General features: G+C 56.4%; 17 protein-coding genes. 3 read left to right on the top strand and 14 right to left on the bottom strand.

Annotation, left to right across the window (positions count from 1 at the left end; all coding sequences use genetic code 11):
- Window positions 1-309: 309 nt before the first annotated feature.
- Complete coding sequence (locus tag MLE42_RS05610) at window positions 310-1,533, bottom strand: hypothetical protein (RefSeq protein WP_243286893.1); 1,224 nt, start codon at window positions 1,531-1,533, stop codon at window positions 310-312.
- 192 nt (window positions 1,534-1,725) lie between these two features.
- Between MLE42_RS05610 and MLE42_RS16355 the strand changes: the two genes are divergently transcribed.
- Window positions 1,726-2,349 carry a transposase gene (locus tag MLE42_RS16355; RefSeq protein ID WP_420843072.1) on the top strand — a complete coding sequence of 208 codons (624 nt, stop codon included), beginning with the start codon at window positions 1,726-1,728 and terminating at the stop codon, window positions 2,347-2,349.
- On the opposite strand, the gene MLE42_RS05615 is transcribed toward MLE42_RS16355, so the two are convergent.
- The 4 genes from MLE42_RS05615 to MLE42_RS05625 all read right to left on the bottom strand — a co-directional run bounded on the left by MLE42_RS05615 (window position 2,344) and on the right by MLE42_RS05625 (window position 5,631).
- On the bottom strand, window positions 2,344-3,390 hold the full coding sequence (locus MLE42_RS05615; protein ID WP_243286894.1) for a tyrosine-type recombinase/integrase: 1,047 nt from the start codon (window positions 3,388-3,390) through the stop codon (window positions 2,344-2,346). The two genes, MLE42_RS16355 and MLE42_RS05615, sit on opposite strands and share 6 nt — an antisense overlap.
- Window positions 3,391-3,515: 125 nt before the next feature.
- Window positions 3,516-3,896 (bottom strand): hypothetical protein, encoded by a 381-nt coding sequence (locus MLE42_RS05620; RefSeq protein WP_243286895.1) that lies wholly within the window; start codon window positions 3,894-3,896, stop codon window positions 3,516-3,518.
- 182 nt (window positions 3,897-4,078) lie between these two features.
- Window positions 4,079-4,414 carry an ArsR/SmtB family transcription factor gene (locus MLE42_RS16360; RefSeq protein ID WP_420843073.1) on the bottom strand — a complete coding sequence of 112 codons (336 nt, stop codon included), beginning with the start codon at window positions 4,412-4,414 and terminating at the stop codon, window positions 4,079-4,081.
- 83 nt (window positions 4,415-4,497) lie between these two features.
- A complete protein-coding gene (locus tag MLE42_RS05625; RefSeq protein WP_243286896.1) occupies window positions 4,498-5,631 on the bottom strand; it encodes a hypothetical protein in 1,134 nt (377 codons plus the stop codon).
- A 722-nt stretch (window positions 5,632-6,353) separates the two neighbouring features.
- Here MLE42_RS05625 and MLE42_RS05630 point away from each other — a divergent pair.
- Both MLE42_RS05630 and MLE42_RS05635 read left to right on the top strand, forming a co-directional pair.
- Window positions 6,354-7,106 (top strand): LytR/AlgR family response regulator transcription factor, encoded by a 753-nt coding sequence (locus MLE42_RS05630; protein WP_243286897.1) that lies wholly within the window; start codon window positions 6,354-6,356, stop codon window positions 7,104-7,106.
- A 273-nt stretch (window positions 7,107-7,379) separates the two neighbouring features.
- Window positions 7,380-8,636 (top strand): DNA-methyltransferase, encoded by a 1,257-nt coding sequence (locus MLE42_RS05635; RefSeq protein ID WP_243286898.1) that lies wholly within the window; start codon window positions 7,380-7,382, stop codon window positions 8,634-8,636.
- On the opposite strand, the gene MLE42_RS05640 is transcribed toward MLE42_RS05635, so the two are convergent.
- The 9 genes from MLE42_RS05640 to MLE42_RS05680 all read right to left on the bottom strand — a co-directional run bounded on the left by MLE42_RS05640 (window position 8,593) and on the right by MLE42_RS05680 (window position 20,789).
- The gene (locus MLE42_RS05640) at window positions 8,593-9,789 is read right to left on the bottom strand and encodes an McrC family protein (RefSeq protein WP_243286899.1); all 1,197 of its coding nucleotides are present in this window, start codon (window positions 9,787-9,789) and stop codon (window positions 8,593-8,595) included. The two genes, MLE42_RS05635 and MLE42_RS05640, sit on opposite strands and share 44 nt — an antisense overlap.
- A complete protein-coding gene (locus MLE42_RS05645; protein ID WP_243286900.1) occupies window positions 9,786-11,219 on the bottom strand; it encodes an AAA family ATPase in 1,434 nt (477 codons plus the stop codon). The genes MLE42_RS05640 and MLE42_RS05645 overlap by 4 nt, the downstream gene beginning before the upstream one ends.
- A gap of 941 nt (window positions 11,220-12,160) precedes the next feature.
- Complete coding sequence (locus MLE42_RS05650) at window positions 12,161-12,382, bottom strand: hypothetical protein (RefSeq protein WP_243286901.1); 222 nt, start codon at window positions 12,380-12,382, stop codon at window positions 12,161-12,163.
- 814 nt (window positions 12,383-13,196) lie between these two features.
- Window positions 13,197-13,790, bottom strand: coding sequence for a hypothetical protein (locus MLE42_RS05655; protein WP_243286902.1), 594 nt, complete (start codon window positions 13,788-13,790; stop codon window positions 13,197-13,199).
- Window positions 13,791-14,123: 333 nt separating this feature from the next.
- Window positions 14,124-15,386 (bottom strand): DUF4129 domain-containing protein, encoded by a 1,263-nt coding sequence (locus MLE42_RS05660; protein ID WP_243286903.1) that lies wholly within the window; start codon window positions 15,384-15,386, stop codon window positions 14,124-14,126.
- Between the two features lie 265 nt (window positions 15,387-15,651).
- A complete protein-coding gene (gene clpA / locus MLE42_RS05665) occupies window positions 15,652-17,904 on the bottom strand; it encodes an ATP-dependent Clp protease ATP-binding subunit ClpA (protein ID WP_243286904.1) in 2,253 nt (750 codons plus the stop codon).
- A complete protein-coding gene (locus MLE42_RS05670; RefSeq protein ID WP_243286905.1) occupies window positions 17,897-18,214 on the bottom strand; it encodes an ATP-dependent Clp protease adaptor ClpS in 318 nt (105 codons plus the stop codon). Before MLE42_RS05670 ends, clpA begins: the two co-directional genes overlap by 8 nt.
- A 22-nt stretch (window positions 18,215-18,236) precedes the next feature.
- Complete coding sequence (locus tag MLE42_RS05675) at window positions 18,237-18,569, bottom strand: PqqD family protein (RefSeq protein ID WP_243286906.1); 333 nt, start codon at window positions 18,567-18,569, stop codon at window positions 18,237-18,239.
- Between the two features lie 105 nt (window positions 18,570-18,674).
- The gene (locus tag MLE42_RS05680; RefSeq protein WP_243286907.1) at window positions 18,675-20,789 is read right to left on the bottom strand and encodes an OPT family oligopeptide transporter; all 2,115 of its coding nucleotides are present in this window, start codon (window positions 20,787-20,789) and stop codon (window positions 18,675-18,677) included.
- Window positions 20,790-20,901 lie beyond the last annotated feature (112 nt).

A 20,901-nucleotide genomic window follows, 5' to 3' on the forward strand; every position in this document is an offset into this window, starting at 1 on the left:
GCGATCGTCACGAGGCTGAACACCGAGAAGGTTCGCGATGAAGTCCCGTTCGGCTTCGAGCTGCTTGGCCATCCAACGGTAACCTCGGATTTCACTCTCGAGGGATCGGAGTGCGGTGATGGGGTTGAGTTTCTTAGGGTGTTTCATGTCTTTCCTCCTTGGTCCGGACAGCCCGGAACCTGCTGGGTTATTAAGCTGGTCTGAGTGGAATTGCAGTTCTGTCTGAGTGCAGGCGGACCTCGTACGCATACAGATGCGGCACTCCAGCAGGACGGGTGCCCTGACCTGTCGAAGATCGAAGCCATGGGTCTAGGCCGCGCCTTTGAGGCCGCGTGACCTTGCCATCAACCGATCAGCCGCTTCCGGCCCCTTGGCCATCGCCTCTTCGAGATAGTCCAACTGCCGGATGATCTTGGCTGGCCGGTCCATCTTTCGCTTACGGCCTGGATAGCTGAAGCGATCTCGGATCTCACGCTCGTACTCTGCCCTTCCGACCTTGGTCGCGAGGTCATTCCACAAGGCGACTGAAGACTGGATGGCGATCACAGAGTGAGCACTGAGCGCCGGGTAGGCTCCGGGGGCTCGGTACGCGCCGAAGTTCCCCAGGACGGAGCAGAACTCGCATTGGCAATAGTCATTCAGCGCATCGCCATCTGCGACCTCTGGGTCTTTGCGGCCAATCTTCAAGGTCCGCAGGGCACCATGGCTGTTGTACAAGTACGAGGCGAACCGCCCTCCCTGCCAGCTGCTGGAATCCGAAGTCAGGTTCGGGAAGTAGCGCCCAAGCCAAGCTGCCACTGGAATTTGAAGTGGGCCGCTGATCCCGAAGAGATGCACCCGCTGTTCGCGTACGCCAAAGTCTCGGTAGAGGACGGCGGCCCCTCTCAGCATGCAGTGGGGGTCGATATTCGAGTCCTCGGAGATCGCCCAGCCTTGAAAGGCGGCAGGAGCATTGACGTACTCGATCCAAGAACGCCACTGATCGCCTGTAACGCCGTGGGCTACATTGATCAGCTCCAAGCCCTCTCGCCTCTTGGCCAGAAAGATGCCGTTGTGCCCTTTCTGGATCTTCGCCAGGATGCGGAAGACCTCTGAGGTAGTGTCCACATCCCTACGAGGTGGGTAATCAAGGGCCATCCCAGCGTCAGCGCAGGCGTTGTAGACCTCGATGACTTTGTGAGGATCCACATAATCGGAAGCGCCTGACTTGATCTGCCACCCGCCAGAGTCGCAAAGCATCTTCACCCCAGCATCGGCGGCAAATCTCCCCTCCCCGGCGTTCAGGTGATGCGCACTCGCCATCCACCATTCGCAATGCTTCCCGAGGATGGTGTCGCGGTGGAAGTAAGGGCCGATGCGCCTAAGGGTGTATCCCTCCTTCAGGCGGGCGGCCTGAACGATTGGATCGTGGATGAGTGATCCAGCGTCCAGCCGGTATTCGATCCTTCGGCCCCTCCCTTCCCGAATCCACAAGTGCCATTGCAGGAACGCAGGTGTCGCCCCAGAGGGGATCCAGGTGTAGCCCATCTTCAAGCCCTTTCAGCGGGCGGGGTGATCCCGCGCTGGGCTTGCTAACCTTTGGGCACCTGAATTCAGAGTCTATGAACATCTAAAATAAATATTTATTTATATTTATGCCAAATATGGCTAGGCTGTTCGTGCCACCTATCATGGCGGGTAGCCTCGCGCCTCCTGTCCCTATCACTGACGGAGTTCGATGAAGCCATGCTCTTGAGCCTCAAGCAGTTCGAGCGCCGGTTTCCCAACGACTTGGCCTGTCAGGCCTACCTAGAGAGGCTGCGATGGCCCCAAGGGGTAGGTTGTCCAAGGCCACAGTGCTACCCAACGGAGCCTCCATGGCGCCCATCTCGTGGTCGGCGACTGATATGCCGGAAGTGCCGCGCCCAGTTCTCGCCCACCTCGGGAACCCTTCTTGATGGCCTCCACACCCCCTTGAAGGTCGTGTTCCTATCGGCCTGGTGGCTCACGGTCGGCATCCACCTATCGACTATCGAGCTACAACAGCGTCTTGGCCTTCCTCACTACCGGGTCGCTCAATCTCTTCGCTTACGCTGGCGCCTTGCGATGCTCGAAGACCTTGGGATAGACCTTAGCGAATTCGAACTCGCCGGGAGGATCGGAACCCCGGGTGGGATCGAGCAGAGGTTCCGCGATATCCACCAAGAGGTTCTCCCAGGCGTTCAGACCTATTCGACTGGCAGCAAGGAAGCCTTCGATCTCCTTCTTAGGTGTTCCCTTCGGCTCAAGCCAATCAAGGAGATAGACCTACGGAGATTCTTCCGAGGCGAGGTAGCCATCCATCGCGAGGGAGAGCCAAACAGTTTATGAGAGATTCGCCAGCGCACTACGCATGTCCTGAATATCTGTCTCGATGTACCAGGCCACGCAGGTTTCAACGCTCGCATGGCGAAGCAGCTTCCGGATCAACTCCAGCGGCACTCCCTTCTTGACCAGAACCGTGGCCAGTGTTGCTCGAAGGCGGTGATGGCAAAAGGTACTGGGGAGTCCCATCTCTGCGACCGCTCGCTTGAAAGGACGAGTGGTGTACTTCGAACCATGTGGCTCGTCCCGTTTGTCCCGGGGACACATGTAGACACCCAAACGTGGAAGGCGAGCAAACCAATCAGCCATCTCCTCCATTACTGGAAGCACTGAGACCTCTCCGCTTTTCTGCTGATCGATGGTGTAGGTCTGGTGCTTATCGTCATAGCAGGACCACCGAAGTCGATAGGCTTCCTGCTCCCGAAGACCAAGGTAGTACATCGTTCTCACCATCACGCTCTGGTGCAGGTTTGCGAACTGGTCCAGATGAGAGAAGAACACTTTCACTTGTTCCTCTGTCAGCACCAGTTTCGGTGTGTGGGGGACCTTGATCTTTGGGAGATCGAATTCGATGCGGTGAAGCCCCCGCTCACCCGAGAATTTCAGGATGGCGCTGATCCGGTTGAAGTGCGCGGCCATCGTGGACTGCGCGTATTTGGTCCGGCATTTGTTGTAATGGGCATCGAGGACAGGTTGAAGATCTTCTAGATGCAGATCGCGCCACTGATGCCATGTTTGCCGCCAGTGGCTTTCCATCATCTGGACGGACTTCCAGGACACACGAGGTCCCATGACCTTTAGCCAGAAGTAGTAGGCGTCCCCAAATGTCGGCGCGGGTTTGGCTTGAGATCCTTGATCCCGTCGTTCCGACATCAACCTGATACGAATTTCACCAAGGCGCTGCGTTGCACCCATGAAATCACTAAGCCCGGTACTGCCTTGGTGGATCCTCCCCTCGCGCATAAATCGATATCGATAGATCCCATCCCGATCAAGGCGCAACCCGCCCACCAGCGGAGTTGTGTTTGATGATGTCTCTCCCGCCATCCCAGCACCCCAGGCTTCAAGGGCTCTGCCCCGCCCCCTTTTCCCATCAGGAGCCTGAGGCTGGCACCGTGTATTCGCACCCTGCGGAATCCAAAAATCAGGGAATCAACCCAGGTTGATCGCGGCTACTCGGTGGCTTTGGCGAGAGCGCTCAGGATGTCTCGATAGATGCTTTCCTGAAGCACCTCGCGGTCCTCAGCTGGGCCATCTCCTTCGAGGTCCTCCATGAATCCTCGGACGCAGGTGCTGGCTGCGCCTTCGAGTGCCGACCTGATGCCTGCTTCGGCCATCACATCAGGAAAAGCGACCCGATATCCGTGAACAGCGCGGTCCAGGGCTTTCGTCGAGGCGGTCCTGGCGCCACGCAATCCCCTAGCCTTCCCTGGGTCATCTCCCGCCATCGCATGGAAGGCACAGATGCCAGCCTGAGCTTCCACAAGGATCTGCCATGCCCTGGCTTCTCCGAGCAGTTTCTCTTCGTCCTGATCCCCGAAGATGTCCCGCATGGCCTTGAGGCGGTCAGAAAGCCCAAGGCGCTGGGCTCGCTCCTCAGACGGGGCACCGGCCTGGACCGCATGGTTGAGTTGCCGTTCATCTCCTAATGCTCGGTAGAGCCGGATGAGGAATCGAGAGGCCACGACTGACCGTGCAGTCCAATCGTCAACGATATGGGCAAGAGCATTCGAGGTCATAGGTTGCTAGCTGTTTGGGGGACTTGGGCTTTTCGTGGTGCGTTCAGGATGGCCGGAAGGAGGCCTGGAAAGCGCATTTCCAGGTCCTCTCGACGAAGTGAGACGAACCGTTTGGTCCCCTGTATCCGGGTCATTATTGCGCCGGCCTCTCGAAGCGCCTTGAGGTGGTGAGTAAGGGTGCTATTGGAGATTGGGAGCCCGAAGGAACCGCAACTTCGCTCTCCCAGGTGATCTAACTGTTTCACGATGGCTAGTCGAGTGGGATCGCCGAGGGCTGCGAGGAGTGTACTTAGGGCAATTCGGTCCTGGTTTGGGTGATTGGGATATTTCATCGTATTGATACCATCATATTTATGAGTAATAATTTATTATAATATGCAAATTTATATATTAGTTTTGAATTTTTAAAAATCTATTAGCATGGATATTCCTGTCCCCACTTGCGCTCGAACCATTCCCAAATTGACTTCATTTGCCCACACCTATCCCCCAGATCACTCCCCGGCAGGGCCATAAACCAATCCTTTAAACCTTTGTAATCTTTACCCTTGCGATAGAAATAGGGGATCACCTCCAGGAGGGTGTGATGCCAGGTGCCATCCTCGACAAAGTCCGGCAACTCGAGGTCATTCTTCCCGAAGGTGGCCACAAGGCCTGCACATACAAGTTCTAGCTCACCCTTGACTCGGTATAGCTTGCTCCTCTGGCCGATGAAGTAGGTCGCATCGACCACCTCAAGGAGGCCGATGTTCTTCAAAGCGGAGAGGGCCAGGCTCACGTTCTTCTGCGGAAACTTGGCTCCCAGGCTCGCCTCCGCGCTCGCGATCACGGCCATTTGAGCGATCCCAATGCTTTCCATGGCCCGCTTGGGGCTGCTACAAACCCAGCGGACCAGGAACCACATGACCTCCTTGATGGCGGGACTGCGGATTGTCGAGCGCCGGAAGGCTTCCTGGATAGCCTCAATGGCTGGTTTGGGGAGTTCGTACACCGTCCAGGCCTTCTTCGCCTCATTGGCCGCCACTTCCGGTTGAGAGGGAGAGACCGGCTCCAGGTCCTCGAAAACCCGCCCCCTTGCGAAGAGGGAGTACATGGGCTCGTCCATGAAGCAGTACTGGCAAGCGGCAGGCTCAGAATCGAACTCCCACCCGGTCCCCTCTAAGAGGCCGTGCAGTGTGGCGTGAGCGACCTTGACATTCATCTGTAAGCCAACAGGCATCCTCACCTTGAAGAAGACCTTCGCGTAACCACTAAGCGACGGAACAACGAAGCCAACACCTTTGAATCGATCCCGAAGGTGCTCCCGAAATTCCTCCCAGGATTGAAATGAGGCGGGGAGATGTTTGTCATCGAAGTCCGCGATGACGATTGGGTCTCGAGTACTCCAGAAGTCGAATCGAGGACGATATTTCTTGACTGTTTTCTTTGTCAGTTGTTTTATAAAACTATCGTTATATAAACTGCGATACCTGCCCTTGGTTTGCTCTGGGATCATGTATAAGATAGGCGATCCATCTACAATAATGGCATGTTCTGTGGTTGCATTCATTTCTCATATCTCCGTCAATGGGATATGAGAATTTTCATTTCATATTATTAGATCATTGAAATTTACCCCGTAGATTCGATTCCAAGTTCCGGTTTCCTATCCATTTTGAAATGGGATAATAGTCCTTGCCACTCACTACAGCCACATAGTGGAACAATATGGAGAACTATGATCCCGTTGTAGGGGGCAAATACTATTATCCCAAAAGACTATTATCCCAAATACAGGTGCCAATTTATCAACTTCAGGTCGATCTATGGCCTCTATACCTTGCTTCGACCATTTCACCAAGGGACTACGGATAACCGGTAGATACATGATGATCACAGGCCTATAACACCTTCTCCAGCATGACCTCTGCGTTAATCGATCTAATTATCATTTGTAGTCCTCATGACCTTGGCTACTCGTCGAGGCCCATCGAGGGCCTTACCCTTCCATCCCCCAGGTCAAGCGCCCTTCCGCGCTGTCTTGAGCGGGTTGTGCGCAGACAAACGGGATTCCCAGACCAAGAGGCTTCCGGACGTCCTGAATGAGTCGATCGGGCGACTGAACCCCAGGACCAAAGTAAACTACCGGACGACCCAAATTGATGGGGCCGAGGAACCCTTGGGCTGACGATCGGACGACATACCGGCGAATCACGAGGATCTACCGGTTTCCCCCTTGTCTTATGATAGTAGGACGCTATATTCCAAAATCGCCTTGAGGGGGGTTACTTAATGAGCAATTTAGCACTAACAGTATTAATTGTAGATGACGAGGAGCTTGGCCGAGCCATTGTAAAAGAATGCATCAGTCGTAGAAATGAAAGCATCTCGATAATCGAATGTGATAATGGATTTGAGGCTATTAAATTAATATCTCAAAATAAATTTGACGCTGTATTTTTAGACGTACAAATGCCCAGGTTATCCGGATTAGAAGTCGCAGATGCAGTTGCTGGCGAGGTTCCAATTATTTTCGTTACAGCATTTGATACATATGCTGTGAGAGCCTTCGAATTAAGCGCTGTAGATTATGTGCTCAAACCGTTTACTTTTGATCGATTGAATGCGGCGCTCGATCGAGCCATATCAATCAAATTGAACCCAAAGACCGCAACTATTAATTATTCCGAGTTGCGAAAAAATGCAGAAAACAAAGAATATTTAACAAAAATAATCATAAGGGACCGCGATCATATTTATAAAATTCCAGTTGAGGATATTATTTACATCCAAGCTCAGGATTCATACATTTTAATTAAAACAAAAATCAAAGAATTTCTCAAGCTTCAACGAATTTCCGAAATCGAAAAATTACTTAATCCAGCCCAATTTATTCGAATTCACAGGTCCTATATTATACCAGTAGGCCGTTTAGTAAGCATGAAGAAAAATGAATCAGAGAGTTGGAAAGCAGTTTTAAACAGCGGAGATATTATTCCAATAAGCAAGACTCGCTATAAAGCTCTTTTGGGATATTTGGAGTGATATACCCCAAGCACATTTTATCGGATAGGAGCTTTAGTCCTAGAGGTGCCACCGGCTTTTACGCTGGGTAAGAGTTCGCCACCAGGTAGATTCTCTGTTGGATTCCCCTGGGCCAAGGGGATAATGGACCCTGGATTGCTTGAGTGGCGCATCCGGGAGGACCCTTCATCCAAACCCAATCCCATCCGGCAGAGAACCACATTCTGTAACAAATCACCTATTGCCAACTTTTATCAATTAACCAGTGAACTCAACCCTATTGCTGGGAAATGCATGAAAAAAACGCCCTCGCTTCCCGACATCAAGCCCCAAAGCAAAGTGGCGAAGTTAAACAGAGAGCTTTATCTAGACAATAATCACACATTCCCCATCGGAGAAGTTTCTCTAGCTGTAGGTATGGCCCCAACTTTTATCCGTAAGGTAGTTGGAAATAAAAACAAACTTAATATAACAGACGTTTTAGAACTACTTGAGCAAGATACATATGGTGAGACCTTTGTCCCACGAAGCATGGTTATTGACTACTTGCTTAGCCGACCTAAAAAACATGATCTGGAGGCTATTCCAACTGCCGGCTTAAACCACATCCTTCTTCATGGACATGCACTAGATAGATTGGCGCAAATCCCCAAAAAGAGTATTAACTGTGTGGTTACCTCAACACCCTACTGGGGATTACGAATATATAAGGAACCCTTTTTCGCGAAATGGGCCGACGGCGACTACGCTCCATATGGACACGAACAAACTCCAGAAGGATTCCTCCGGCACACAACAGAAGTCCTAGCAGGTCTATTTGATGTCCTGGCCGATGACGGCTCAATCTGGTGGAACGTGATGGATTCCTTTAATACGCGAACTCAGATTCGCGGGAATGCTGTTGAGGCGCTTAGAGCAATGCAGGGAAAGGACAAGAAGGCCTGGGGAGATCATGAGTGCCGACGCTATAGCGCAGGGCATACGTATCTCAAAGATGGTGAGCAGTGCTTGATTCCAGCTCGTATAGCCGAACGCGCTGCACGCATTGGTTTTTATGTTAAGGCCGTCATCACCTGGGCAAAGACAAGCACACTTCCCGAACCACAAGAATCGCGTGTAAGCAAAAATCTGGAGTATGTTTTGCACCTAGCAAAAATTCGAACGCCGTTTTTTAACAAAGATGTTTATCGAACCCTTCCGGCAATGCTTGGCGGAAGAAACAACGGCTGGGAAACCGATAAGCTTTCTGATGTCTGGACGCTACCAACCTCTAGCGGGCGGGATGGTCACGGTGCCCAATTCCCAATCGCTCTCCCAGCCAGATGCATCGCGTTATCGACAGAGCCTAACGGGGTCGTGCTTGACCCATTCGTCGGGGCCGGGAACTCAGGCGTGGCTGCACGAGCTCTTGGTAGGAAGTTTATTGGCATAGATGTCTGCAAAGAATACCTAATTACCGCAGAAAAAAATATTTCAAATGCAGTCCCCACCGATATGAACCTAATCGCTAAGCAAACCTTTCAACAACCGTCCCTAGATATTCCTCAGTAACGGAAAGATTGCTCATCGGAAGAAATACGGTTGTAACGAGAATACCCTGTGGAGTTATGTACTCCCGAGAAACGACAGATCCTCCCGTGTAAAGGGGAGCCAGAATAAGTCCACGCTTTAAGTTGTTTGAGGTCAAATAAGCATGCATTTGATAGTGATCATCGATCGTTGGTTCTTTGTATTTTGCATCTGCGATTAATAATGGCACGCCATTTCTGTAAACAACAATATCGGGATCCAACTCGAAACTTCCATTTGTATAAAGTGTTGTTTTCCCGAGCCCACCTTTAACAACAATATATCCATCTCTGATATATCTATCACTAATAATATTACGAAGATACTTCTCAAAGACAGTGGCAGTTTGCATTAAAATTGCGTCCCCTTGAAGCGTCGCAACATCTCCATAACCCAATCCATTATTTCCAAGAACAACCTTAGATAGCATCAGCGCTTTTCTATAATAATCGCGCGGTCCACCGTACAGCTCTGAAGCAAATCCCCGCTCAATATACTCCAAATCTGAGCGTATAGATTGACTCCTGTTGAATCGTTTCAGCCATTTTTCATATACCCCGCTCAGGGAACCTAGGTCCGCCTGTTTAAGCAATGGTAAAGCACGTATTACTGCTTCTGTGATTATTCGATTTTCGGGAATATCGGAGGTTTTTTCACTAACCGTGTACACAATAGGGTCACGACTATGGCAAGAAATATTCAAGGCCGTTTCAACGACATCCAATTGGCCAATAGCAAAGGTTCCACTCTTTTTAACCCTAACCCTTCCCTGCTTTGGGCTTCGCTTTAATATTTCTGAAATTGATAATATTAATTGTCTAGCAACAATTGAGTCTATATTTTCTTCATTTTCAACAGAATATGAAACAAAACTTTCATACTCGCGCTCCAAGTCGGGCTGAATTCCTTCCGATTTAAAAAGCAACCTCAAAAAATTAACTTTACTGATCTTTGGAATAATATGAAGAGTGTCTCCGTTCCGTAGGGGGAGTGCCCCAACAAGCCCCTGGACCTCGACTCCCATTCCTCTGTGTCCAATATGCAGAGAGATCCCCTTGGGCAGCGGCTCGGGCATATCGAGCGGTCCAAGCCCAGAAAACCAAGTAATTTCTCCCTCTTTTGCCACCTTAATCATACAGATGTCGCAAACATCTCATCGATCAGGTTATCAATCTTTTCTACTTCCTGGTGTTTAAGATCTCCCAAGAAATTGACAAGAACCGGGCGAATTCTCGCCTTATAATAGTGGATGATTTCCATGTTTTCTGGATTTTTCGATAGTGCCGCAAAATAACCATGCCCCAAAGGATAGATGGTCAAAATTTCTGCAAAGACCTGTGAAAGCTTGCTACGAATCGCCTCTGGCATTCCCTTCTCAGTGAGCATGCCTACGAGGTCCTCTGGCCGAGGCGGGAATTCCACGGCAGCAATCCGGCCTAAAAGAGCATCATCAATGTCCTCTGTGGACTTATCAATTGTATTCATTGTCAACAAAAACAATGTTTCCTTGGGTATCGAAAATTTCTTCCCGCTTCTAAGCACGATCCCATTGGCTTCACCACGGTAATTATCCTCGATTAAAGAAAATACCTCTCCTAAGGCTTGAGAGATTGCTGTGCGATTAATTTCTTCTAAAACAATTGTCGATTTTCCGGATTCGATAGCTATTTTTAGTGGACCATCAGTCCAAGCCCAATTCCCATCTGCATCAGGCTTAAATCCTTCGACAAGATGATCATATCCCCAGCCATCATGAATTTGTATGGTACAACGAGACTCATCAGCTCTCGGAATAATTGAATCAATTAATCGAGTTTTACCTGTTCTCGGGGGACCATAAAGCAGTATGGATTTTGCATCTAGGCTTATGAGAGCGCGCACATCCTGCTCAGGTGCAGATCGCATCCAAGCTGGCATATTTAATCCTGAAACCATGCTATTCACCCTCCTATTGTAGTGACTGAAGTCTTCACTAAAGACTTTTACAGTTGGCTTTTCTGAACCATCTATAAAAGGAGCACAAATCTTGTACAACTGATCATCAGTTCGTGGGGCAGATTGTGTGTCAATTACGATATCATCATCAACAAAAACAACTTCTTTCTCTACCGGAGAAATGCCCAGCTCTCTAATCATGTCTTCCACAAGGAAGATGGCCGGATCCTGGCCGACTGGAATTGGTGTCTGCCGCCCAAACCACACCGCAAAAGAAATGATTGGAATCGACACCCGTGATTCGTTGTTTAAGGCGAAACCCGACTCTCCAATGCCAAGCCCCAAGGGGTAGTGACGACCAGGGGCAACAAGAAGTCCCTCCTCCTCAGCACTTGAGATATCAAGAAACCCTGTCGGATCACAAGTCACCACGGAACCACTAGATGCCCACCGTTGAATCGTTGACTGAATGATTGACCTTGACGCATCATGTTTCATAGTTAAATAGCGCGGGGTGTGTGCGAATGGAATGAAAAATCGCCCGTCAGCAGCCCCACAAGAAAATAGCCGCTTCAACGATTCAGTTGAATTTGATGTATCGACCCTAATCGAGGGTGCGGAAAAGGCCATGCCCATATGCTTCAGGGTGAACCAAATCTTCAGCAGGTGCCCCGCAGTCCCATGCAGTCTTCCGAGAGCCGACTCGAGAGTAGTGTCAGACACATACATTTCAACCTCGCCATCAAGTCTCGAATCGCCACCAGCTTTCTACACTTTCGACAAGAAACGAACTGATTCTACACGAATTAGACTCGAACCTCTCATTCCGTGGTGCCGTGCTATGGCAATCTCCTGACCTTTTCTACACCAAGAATGATGACATGGTTGGATTCGAAAGATTTTGTTTAGGCGCCGGAAGGTCTTCTCCTACACCGCGGCTGAGGGCAACTGATAGCCGGTACCTGCATTTAGCTCCAGTAATGAAGCACTTGGCAAGACCGATCCCTGAAGGTTCCAGTGTGAGCTTCGTGTCTGCTGCGGCTCTGGGGCTCCCAGACGATGAGTAACCCCTCCCACCTGTAGGGGTCTCTGGCGGTAACGATCCGCCGTGACTCTGCGGCGGCCCCCTGGGGATATTGGTCCCATGGAGGGCCCATGCCCCAGCATCCGGGCCTATGGCTCACCCAGATCCGATTGAATTCGTCTCAAACCCTACTATCGGAATCGGATCTGCTTTGCCTACCAGGGCTAACAAGCTCGTCAAGGAATCCGAGGCGCCTTGAGGAACAGGTGGTTCACCTCCACCTCTTCGCAGGGGCCTACTCCTTCTGGGCCGCAGCGGCAGACTATCAGTCGGGTGACTTCATCGGGTTCTCCAGAGACCACGCCTCGGATCCCGGAGGGCGATGGGGTGTCGTGCCCTACATGCGCTTGTTAGATATACGGGTGTCCATCAAGATCGATGGCGCGATGGCCCTAATACCCCTGGAGCGTGACCGGCACTTCCAATCCATGTCGCTTTGGAAGGCGCTGGAGTTGTAGCGACAGACCAACCACCCTTGGTTCTGACCTCAACCAATCGCGTCATTCCCGGCCTTCACCCGTTCATACCCAGTCAATCCGCCCAGCTGATGATGTCGGCAATAGGCCTGGAAGCCCTGGGACACTTCCTTGTCCCGCATGAGCACCTTGAATGCTCGAAGGAGGAGATCGCTTCGTGGGCTATCCAGAACCAGGTAGGAGTAGCTCAATTCCACATATGGCGTGAAGTTTCCTTGCTTGGCCTGCTCCATAGCTCGTTCCTCCCACGGGCGGAGCGGTTGCTCAGCGTGAGGCCTTCTACCTGGGCGAGACCACATTAAGGACCCCTTGTACAGCGGTGGCGCGAAATGATGGGCACCCGTGGGCTACAAGTCGGCCTCGGATCTGGGAATTCAATCCGAGGCCAACCAATTTCGGGCAGTCGATGACCAGGACATCTCCGAGGTAATGGGTTTCCAGGCCGTCTGGGAGTTGTCGTAGGGACCCGCACCGCTCGACGCGGATGTGGCCAAACACCGAGGTGAGCCCCCTTCCGAGGTCCAGGAGCCTGGGACAGTCAGAGATCCGAGAATCTCCGCGAAGGACAAGGTACGGAGGAATGCGGCGAATCTCGGAGTCATCTTGGATGAGCAGCCTTCCTGCTGGGCCGATCCAACGGGTGAACTGAGCCCACTGATCAACTCTTTGAAGAAACCTCAGGGCCAGTCTTCGATCCTGGAACTGGAGCGCTATGGATAGAGGGTGGATGTCGAATCTCGTGAGGAGGTTCTGGATGCTGTCCCGTGAAAGGTTTCGGGGTAGTAAATGAGCGAGAAGAGCCACTCGGTAGGGGACATGGGGTTCCTCCCGGAGGATGACCGCGAGGGCTTCCAGGGGTGTCGAGCCCTTCCGGAGAAGATGGCGGTACAGACGGTCCTCGTTCATACCTGTGAATCGGCCCTCAGGTGGTGGATTGCTGCCATCCAAAACGGGCTCAGGGGCGCTCTGGGGCGCCCCTGAGGGGTTTGGGTCGGGCTGGGGGGCTCGGACAGGTCTATTGGGAACCAAGGTGGCGCCCCTATCGAGCTACACCTTCACCTTTTCGGGTTTGACATTCTCTTCCAGTCGGAAGCGGAGGGTGCCATCCTCCCGGCGACCCAGCTCCTGTTCGTACTTGATGAGGGTGCGGGTGAGGGCGTCCCGCTGCTCGGTGAGCTGGGTGATGAGCAGGTCCACCATCTCCTCGGCGGGGGCCTTCGGGTTAAAGAGGCTCACCACGCGGGCCTTCGCACGATCATGGAGACCCGTTCGAGCAGCCTTGGCCTTCTTCCACCTCGGGATCAGTTTGAGCGCCGCACTCTCCTCGGCGGCCTTCTTGATGACATCCACCAGGGTCCAGCCGTTCTCCCAGGCCAGCTTCACGAAGCCCGGCTGGAGTTCGTCCTTCAGGATGTCCTCCGCGTTCGGGTACTTCAGCACCCGGTTGGCCGCCTTCGTGGCCACGATCCGGGCGAGCCGATTATCCTTTGTGTCCTCGCTCCCCTCGAAGAGGTAGTAGGAGATCTCGACCTTCTTCCCGGGCTTGGTCACCAACAGCAGGGGCGTCCGCTTCTCCGGGGCCGTGTTGGGGGCTTTGGGTGCCAGGTCCTTCTTGGGGCTGATGGGCTGGGTGATGGCCATGATTCGATCCTCCAGGTTGCTTGGGCGATCTGCCCAAGGAGATGGGGAAGCCCTGCTCTCCCCTACCTGGATATTCACGTCGCCTCACAGTCCTGGCACGCCGTGACCTGCGGAATCCCGCGTCAAACCTATCTTTCAGCAAGCTACCTGCGTGTGAACCAGATGGTTGGCCCACTGAACCCCGAAAGGAATTTAGTCCGCATATATCGGGCGTTGGGCCAGTATCCATATGCTTGATGGCCTCGCGTCCAAGCCGGATTGGATCTGGCCTTCCCAACCGCACTAAAATCAAGGCTGTCCGTAGTCTCCGTAGACTACGGACAGGCCGGGCTTTCAATTTGAACGCGGTTTGTTTTTCGGCCACCGCTGGCGGATCTTCCCCGATTCATCGCGTTCATTCGCCCTCTCCCAGGCCTCGGCCTGCTCAATGGCCTTCTCCAAGTTCCGCATGAGGTGTTGAAGGCGCTCGGCCAACTCCCTCGGTGTTTTACCGGGTTCCAGGTTGATCAGGACCTGGGCGAGCTCCTCAACTTCGCGTTGATCAATGCTCTTCCTCCTCGGCTTTGAGGAGGACGCCGGGTCCTCCGAACTTAGCCTCTGAGCCTCCTTGACGACTGCGACCATGGCCCATGGCTTTGCTGACTCAATGAATGCCCGAGGAATTTTGGAGATCTCCGACTGAGCCAAGAACCATTCGGCATTCGGCTGATCTAAGACTGTCATCGCAAGACGGAGAGCCCGCTGTGATAACTGGGCTTTCGGGTTGGTGTTGCCCTCGAATTGGAAGAAGCGCTTCTTTGATGCGAGAGCCCTCCCATCCTTGTCATTGACCACGAGGAGAAGGGGCGGGCGACCTGAAGCCCTCCCCTTGGAATCAGAATCAGAGGCTCCCTTCGCTGCCGACTTGGTCTCAACTTGCGCCAGTTTTTCCTCTGGCACTTTCCTCTTCCCAACAAGGGGTAGGGTTGGTTCCCAATCCGTGATGGCAAGGTGAACCGGAGTGCACTCCCATGGAATTCGCTTCTTCCCCGTGCTCTCACGGATGATCAATTCCAAGTGGTCCTTGTCGGGTCGCTCCTGTCCCAATTGCCATGCGGAGTGCTGAAGCTCTCCGGCGAGGCTCATTACCTTCCGCGCTTCCTTCTGGTCGAAATACCGAAGGGAGGGTTCAGCCCCCTCATCTCTCCTCCCTTCCTCCTCCAGCATCAAGTGGGCAAGGTTGAATGAATGGACTTGATCGAGATGGGTTTCAAGATCTTCCATAGATCCTTTCCACCTTGAACGAAGGGGACTTTCCCCTCCTTCCTCCTTCTTCCCCTTCGGTGCTTTCTTGCAATGAGACAGGGCAAATGCACGGGTCCCAGGGGCATCACCGGACACCTCAGAGATGAGCCTTGATAGAGGCTTGAGCACAATGCTGTTTTCCGGGCGTGTTCGGGAGCTTGGTTTAGGAGGATCCTCCAAAAGATTGATCAGGTGGCGATCGACTCCGGAGCCTTCCAAAACGCCTTGAGCCAACTCATCCGAGAGTTGGCCGAATGTCCTGAAGGTTGTCGAAATGGAATCCATAAAGAGGTTTTCGACTAGGGTGCCCACGGACATCTCCAACTTGTTGCATAGACGATACATTAATCTGATCAATTTTATGCATTAATTTTGCAATGAGCTACGCCACTTAGCAAATAACGACGCAATCTTTTATGACGCGCCAAGAGATTTAGGATCTTGTGGCGAATCCAGGGAATCCTTCGCATTTGCCAAGCCAGTCAGGACGCGGGTTGGAGCCCCGACCTGGTACCAGATTTGGACCAAAAACGGGGCTCCTCCGCCAGCTCCGGATCCGGAAAGACCAGGGCCTTCGTCAGCCGAAAGACAGGCACAGCCGGCCGTCCTGGAGGTCCACGGTGGCCTTTCCGCCCTGGGCCAGGGGTCCGAACAGGAGGGCCTCGGCGAGGGGGCGGCGCAGCTCGCGCTCGATGAGCCGCGCCATGGGCCGAGCCCCGAAGGCCGGATCGTAGCCCTTCTCCGCCAGCCAAGCCCGGGCCTTCGCGGTGCAGGCGAGGGTCACGCCCTTCTCGGTGAGCTGGGTCTCCAATTCGCGCAGGTGCTTGTCGGCCACGCGCTCCATCTCGGCGCGGCCCAGAGGCGCGAACTGAAGGAGGGCGTCGAGGCGGTTGCGGAACTCGGGGCTGAAGGCCTTCTCCAGGGCGCCGGTGGCCGTCTTCCGGGCCCCGGCCTCCGCGAAGCCCACCTGACGGACCGACAGCTCCCGGGCGCCGACGTTGGTGGTCATCACCAGCACCGTGTGGCGGAAGTCCGCGCTGCGCCCGTGGCTGTCCGTGAGCGACGCATGGTCCATGACCTGGAGCAGGATGCCGAAGAGGTCCGGGTGGGCCTTCTCCAGCTCGTCCAGCAGCAGCACCGCATGGGGCTGCTTCCGCACAGCGTCCGTGAGCAGGCCGCCCTCCTCGTAGCCGACATACCCGGGCGGTGCGCCGATGAGCCGGGCCACGGCGTGCTTCTCCTGGTACTCGCTCATGTCGAAGCGCAGGAACGCGATGCCCAGGGCCTTGGCCAGTTGCTTGGCCAGCTCCGTCTTGCCCACGCCCGTGGGCCCCGCGAAGAGGAAGCAGCCCATGGGCTTCAGGGGATCCCGCAGGCCAGAGCGGGCCAGCTTGATGGCGCCGGCAACGGTCTCACAAGCGGCGTCCTGGCCGAAGATCTGCGCCCGGAGCTGCGCTTCGAGGGTCTGCAAGGCCTCACGGTCGTCCGCACTCACCGAGTTGACGGGCACCCGCGCCATGCGGGCCACCACGGCCTCGACTTCGGCCGGGCCCACCTGCTTCGCTCGCGCCTTCTTCGGCAGCAGCTTCTGGGCGGCGCCGGCCTCGTCCACCACGTCCAGGGCGCTGTCCGGGAGCTTGCGGTCTGTGAGGTGCTTGGACGCCAGGCGCACGGCGGCTTCCAGGGCCTCGTTCGAGTAGGTCACGCCGTGGTGCGATTCGTAGGCCGACTTCAGGCCCTGGAGAACGCCCAGGGCATCTTCTGCGGAGGGCTCATTCACCTCCACCACCTGGAAGCGCCGGGAGAGGGCGCGGTCGCGATCCAGGGAACCCTTCAGATCCTGGAAGGTCGTGGCGCCGATGCAGCGCAGCTCGCCCGAAGCGAGGGCGGGCTTCAGCAGGTTGGCGGCATCCATGGCGCCGCCGCTGGTGGCCCCCGCACCCACCAGGGTGTGCAGCTCGTCCACGAAGAGGATGGCGCCGGGTTCGTCGGCCAGGGCCTTCAGCACGGCCTTGAGGCGCTCTTCGAAGTCGCCCCGGTAGCGGCTGCCGGCCAGCAGGGCGCCCAGGTCCAGGGCGAAGATGCGGGCCGCCTTGAGGGGTTCCGGCACCTTCTTCTCGTGGATGCGGCGGGCCAGGCCCTCCACGATGGCGGTCTTGCCCACACCGGGCTCGCCCACCAGCAGGGGGTTGTTCTTGCGGCGCCGGCAGAGGACCTGCGCCATGCGCGTGATCTCGGCGTCGCGGCCCACCAGGGGATCCAGCCGCCCCGCCGCGGCCCGGGCCACCAGGTCCGTGGCGTAGGCCTCCAGAGGGTTCTCGGCCACGGTGCCCTCATCTTCCTCCACTTCCTCCGCCCGCTTCTTCGCCGGTGCCTTGGCCTTGGAAGCCGCGGGCCCGTGGCTCAGCACCTTCAGCAGGGCCAGCCGCTTCACGCCGTGCTTCTCCAGCAGGTGGCGGGCGTGGCTGGCCTCCTCCTCCAGGAAGGCCGGCAGCAGCTCGCCGCCGCGGACCTCCTTCCGGCCCGAGCTGAAGGCGTGGACCAGGGCCCGCTCCACCACCCGCACGAAGCCCAGGGTGCTGTGGGGCTGGACCTCCTCGCCCTCGGGCACCGGCTCGAACAGGCGCTCCAGGGCGGCCTCCAGGTCGCGGCGAAGGGCGTCCAGCTTCACGCCACAGCCCTTCAGCGCCCGGGCCGCGTGGGGATCATCCAGCAGGGCCAGCAGCAGGTGCTCCAGGGCCACATCCTCGTGGCGCCGCGCCTTGGCCAGCTCGAAGGCCCGCTGGAAGCCCTGGTTCAGGTCCGCACTGATCTGAGGAGATTCAGGCATCCTCGGCCTCCACGGTGAGCAGCAGGGGGAAGCCCTCGCGCTCGGCCAGCTGGCGGCCGCGCTCGGCGCGGGTCTCGGCCACGTCCCTGGTGTAGACGCCCGCCACGCCCACGCCGGCCTTGTGCACGGCCAGCATGATCACCGTGGCTTCGGCTTCCGGCTTGCGGAAGACCGTCTTCAGCAGCCACACCACGAACTCCTGGGTCGTGTAGTCGTCGTTGTGGAGGAGCACCTTCCACAGGCCGGGCTCCTTCACCTTCGCCCGCTGGCGGGTGAGAACCTGGCCCGCCTCCTTCGACTGCCTGGCCATGGATGACGCCTCCGCGTCCAGTCTAGGCGAAACGCACGAACCCGCCCCGGGCCAGCTCGCGGATGAACAGGGCCGCCCGGAAGCCGGCATCGGGCTCGCCGGGGTGGGCCTGGGCCATGGCCTCCATCACCTGCGCCACGGTGCGTGTGCCATCGCAGGCCTGCCACAAGGCGGTGCCACGCGCATCCAGCTTCACGCGGAAGACGGGCTTCCGCATCAGCTTCAGCAGCCAAGCCCAGCGCTGGGAGAGGACCTTCGGACGGAGCAGGATGAGGGTGCCGCCCTCGCCGGGTTCGGCGGCCAGGGCCTGGACCGGCACGAGGGCCAGGAAGGATTCATCGGGGAAGGGGTTCATGCTCGGCCACTTTCAGACAGAACAGATGAACCACGAAGACGGAAAGACCACGAAGAAAAGCTCATCCTTCGTGGTCTTCCTGTCTTCGTGGTGAACGTCAGTACCCTAGAAATTGGCACTCGGCGGCGCGGGCTCGTCGGCTTCGCCGGCATTGGCCAGGGGCACCCTCACCAGGTAGACGGCGATGCCGGCCAGGATCAGCAGGCTGATCCAGAACATGCCGGGGTCGGCGAAGATCTTGTACTTCACCTCGAAGAAGGCGAAGGACGCGAAGAGCAGGCCCACCAGGGCCTCGCCGGCGATGAGGCCGGCGGCCAGGAGCACGCCGTTGTTCTCCACCCGTACCTTCTGGGCCTCGTTGAGGCCCCGCTTGGTGCCGATCATCTCCACGGCGCCCTTGATGAGGCCGCCGAGGAAGATGGCGAAGGTGGTCTCCAACGGCAGGTACATGCCCACCGACACCAGCATGGGGCTCTTCACCTGCATGAGGATGAAGGCGAGGCCCATCATCATGCCGACGATGATCAGCGGCCACGCCATCTTGCCTTCCACGATGCCCTTGCTGAGCAGGGCCATGAGACCGGCCTGGGGCGCCGCCAACTGCTTGGAGCCGAAGCCGGCATCCAGGGAGAGCACGGCCTTCTTCTGGTCCGCGGGCAGCTGCTTCACCTGCTCCAGGGTGTAGGTCTGGCCGTCGGGCGCCGTGATCATCTGCACGTGCTGGGCAGTCAGCTCGGCGATGCGCTTGGTGCCCTGGGCGGAGATGTCGCCCTCGTGCAGCACCATGAGGGGGATGAACAGCACCACGGAGGCCAGGGCCACGCCGATGAGGTCGCCCATCTCCATGCGCCAGGGGGTGCCGCCCAGGATGTGCCCGGCCTTGAGGTCCTGGAGCATCTCGCCGGCCACCGCCGCGCTCACGCAGACCACCGCGGCCACGCCCAGCACCGCGGCGACGCCCTCCTTGCCCTTCACGCCGAGGAGCACCATGACGAGGGCCGTGATCACCAGGGCCGTCAGGGTCAGGCCGGAGATCGGGTTGTTGCTCGAGCCCATGATGCCGACCAGGTAGCCGCTGATGGCCGCGAAGAAGAAGCCCAGGATCACCACCACCAGGGCCGCCACGAAGGAGACCAGCGGGCTCACCTGGAAGATGCGCCAGGTGATGAAGAACGTCACCAGGGCCGCGAACCCGAGGCCGAACAGGACGTTGGTGAAGGGCAGGTCCTTGTTGACGCGGTCCACCACGTGCTCGCCAGCGGCGGCCTTCTTCATGTCGGAGACCGAGCGGGTGAGGCCCGTGGCCAGGCTCTTGCGCATCTTGAAGAGGGTGTAGCCGGCACCCACGAGCATGCCGCCGATGGCGATGGGGCGGACGATGAACTTCCACACCGAGTAGGACAGGGCGATCCAGTCGCCCTGGGAAGCCCCCTCGGGCAGGACGCCCGGCGCCAGGAAGTAGGTGATGATGGGCACCAGCAGGCCCCAGGCGATGATGCCGCCAGAGAAGTTCAGGGCGCCGAGCTTGGGCCCGATGATGTAGCCCACGCCCATGTAGGCGGGGCTGATGCCAGGGGAGCTGAGCAGCATGCCACCCGCCACCTTGGCCTTCCAGGTGCCGACGAGGTTGATGGTGGTGGTCTTGAAGGCCACGAACCGCTCCCAGGAGCTGGCGAAGACCGAAATCTGCACCAGGGCCTGGATGGCGGCGCCGATGCCCATGGCGCCGAACAGGAACTTGGTGCCGCTGCCCCCGCGGGCGCCGGCCTTGTGGATCTCAGCGGCGGCCACGCTCTCGGGGTAGGGCAGCTCGGCGTCCTCCACCATCACGCGGCGGAGCAGGGCCACGAACATGATGCCCAGCACGCCGCCGCCGAACATGATCAGGGAGCTGGTGACGTAGTGCCCCGCGGTGAAGAACTTGGGCCAGATGCCGCTGATGGCGAAGGCGGGGACGGTGAAGATGGCGCCGGCGGCCACGGACTCGCCGATGCTTCCGACCGTTCGTGCCATGTTCTCTTCCAGGATGGTGCCCTTCATCAGTTTGATGAGGGCCATGCCGATGACCGCCGCGGGATAGGTGGCGGCGATGGTCATGCCGGCCTTCAGGCCGAGGTAGGCGTTGGCGGAACCCAGCACCACGGCCATGACGAGGCCGATGAGCACCGCCCGCAGGGAGAACTCCCGCAGGTTCTGGTCGGAGGGGACAAAAGGTTGCATCGGTGCTCCTGGAAAGGCGCAGAGGGATGGAAAGAAAGGTCGGATGGAGCCGATAGTCTAATACATCGCTGTTTGATCCATCCCAGATCCCACGGTGGACCTGGGCTTCCGG

Origin of the sequence: Geothrix terrae, assembly GCF_022808775.1 — a bacterium.
Lineage (GTDB): Bacteria > Acidobacteriota > Holophagae > Holophagales > Holophagaceae > Geothrix > Geothrix terrae.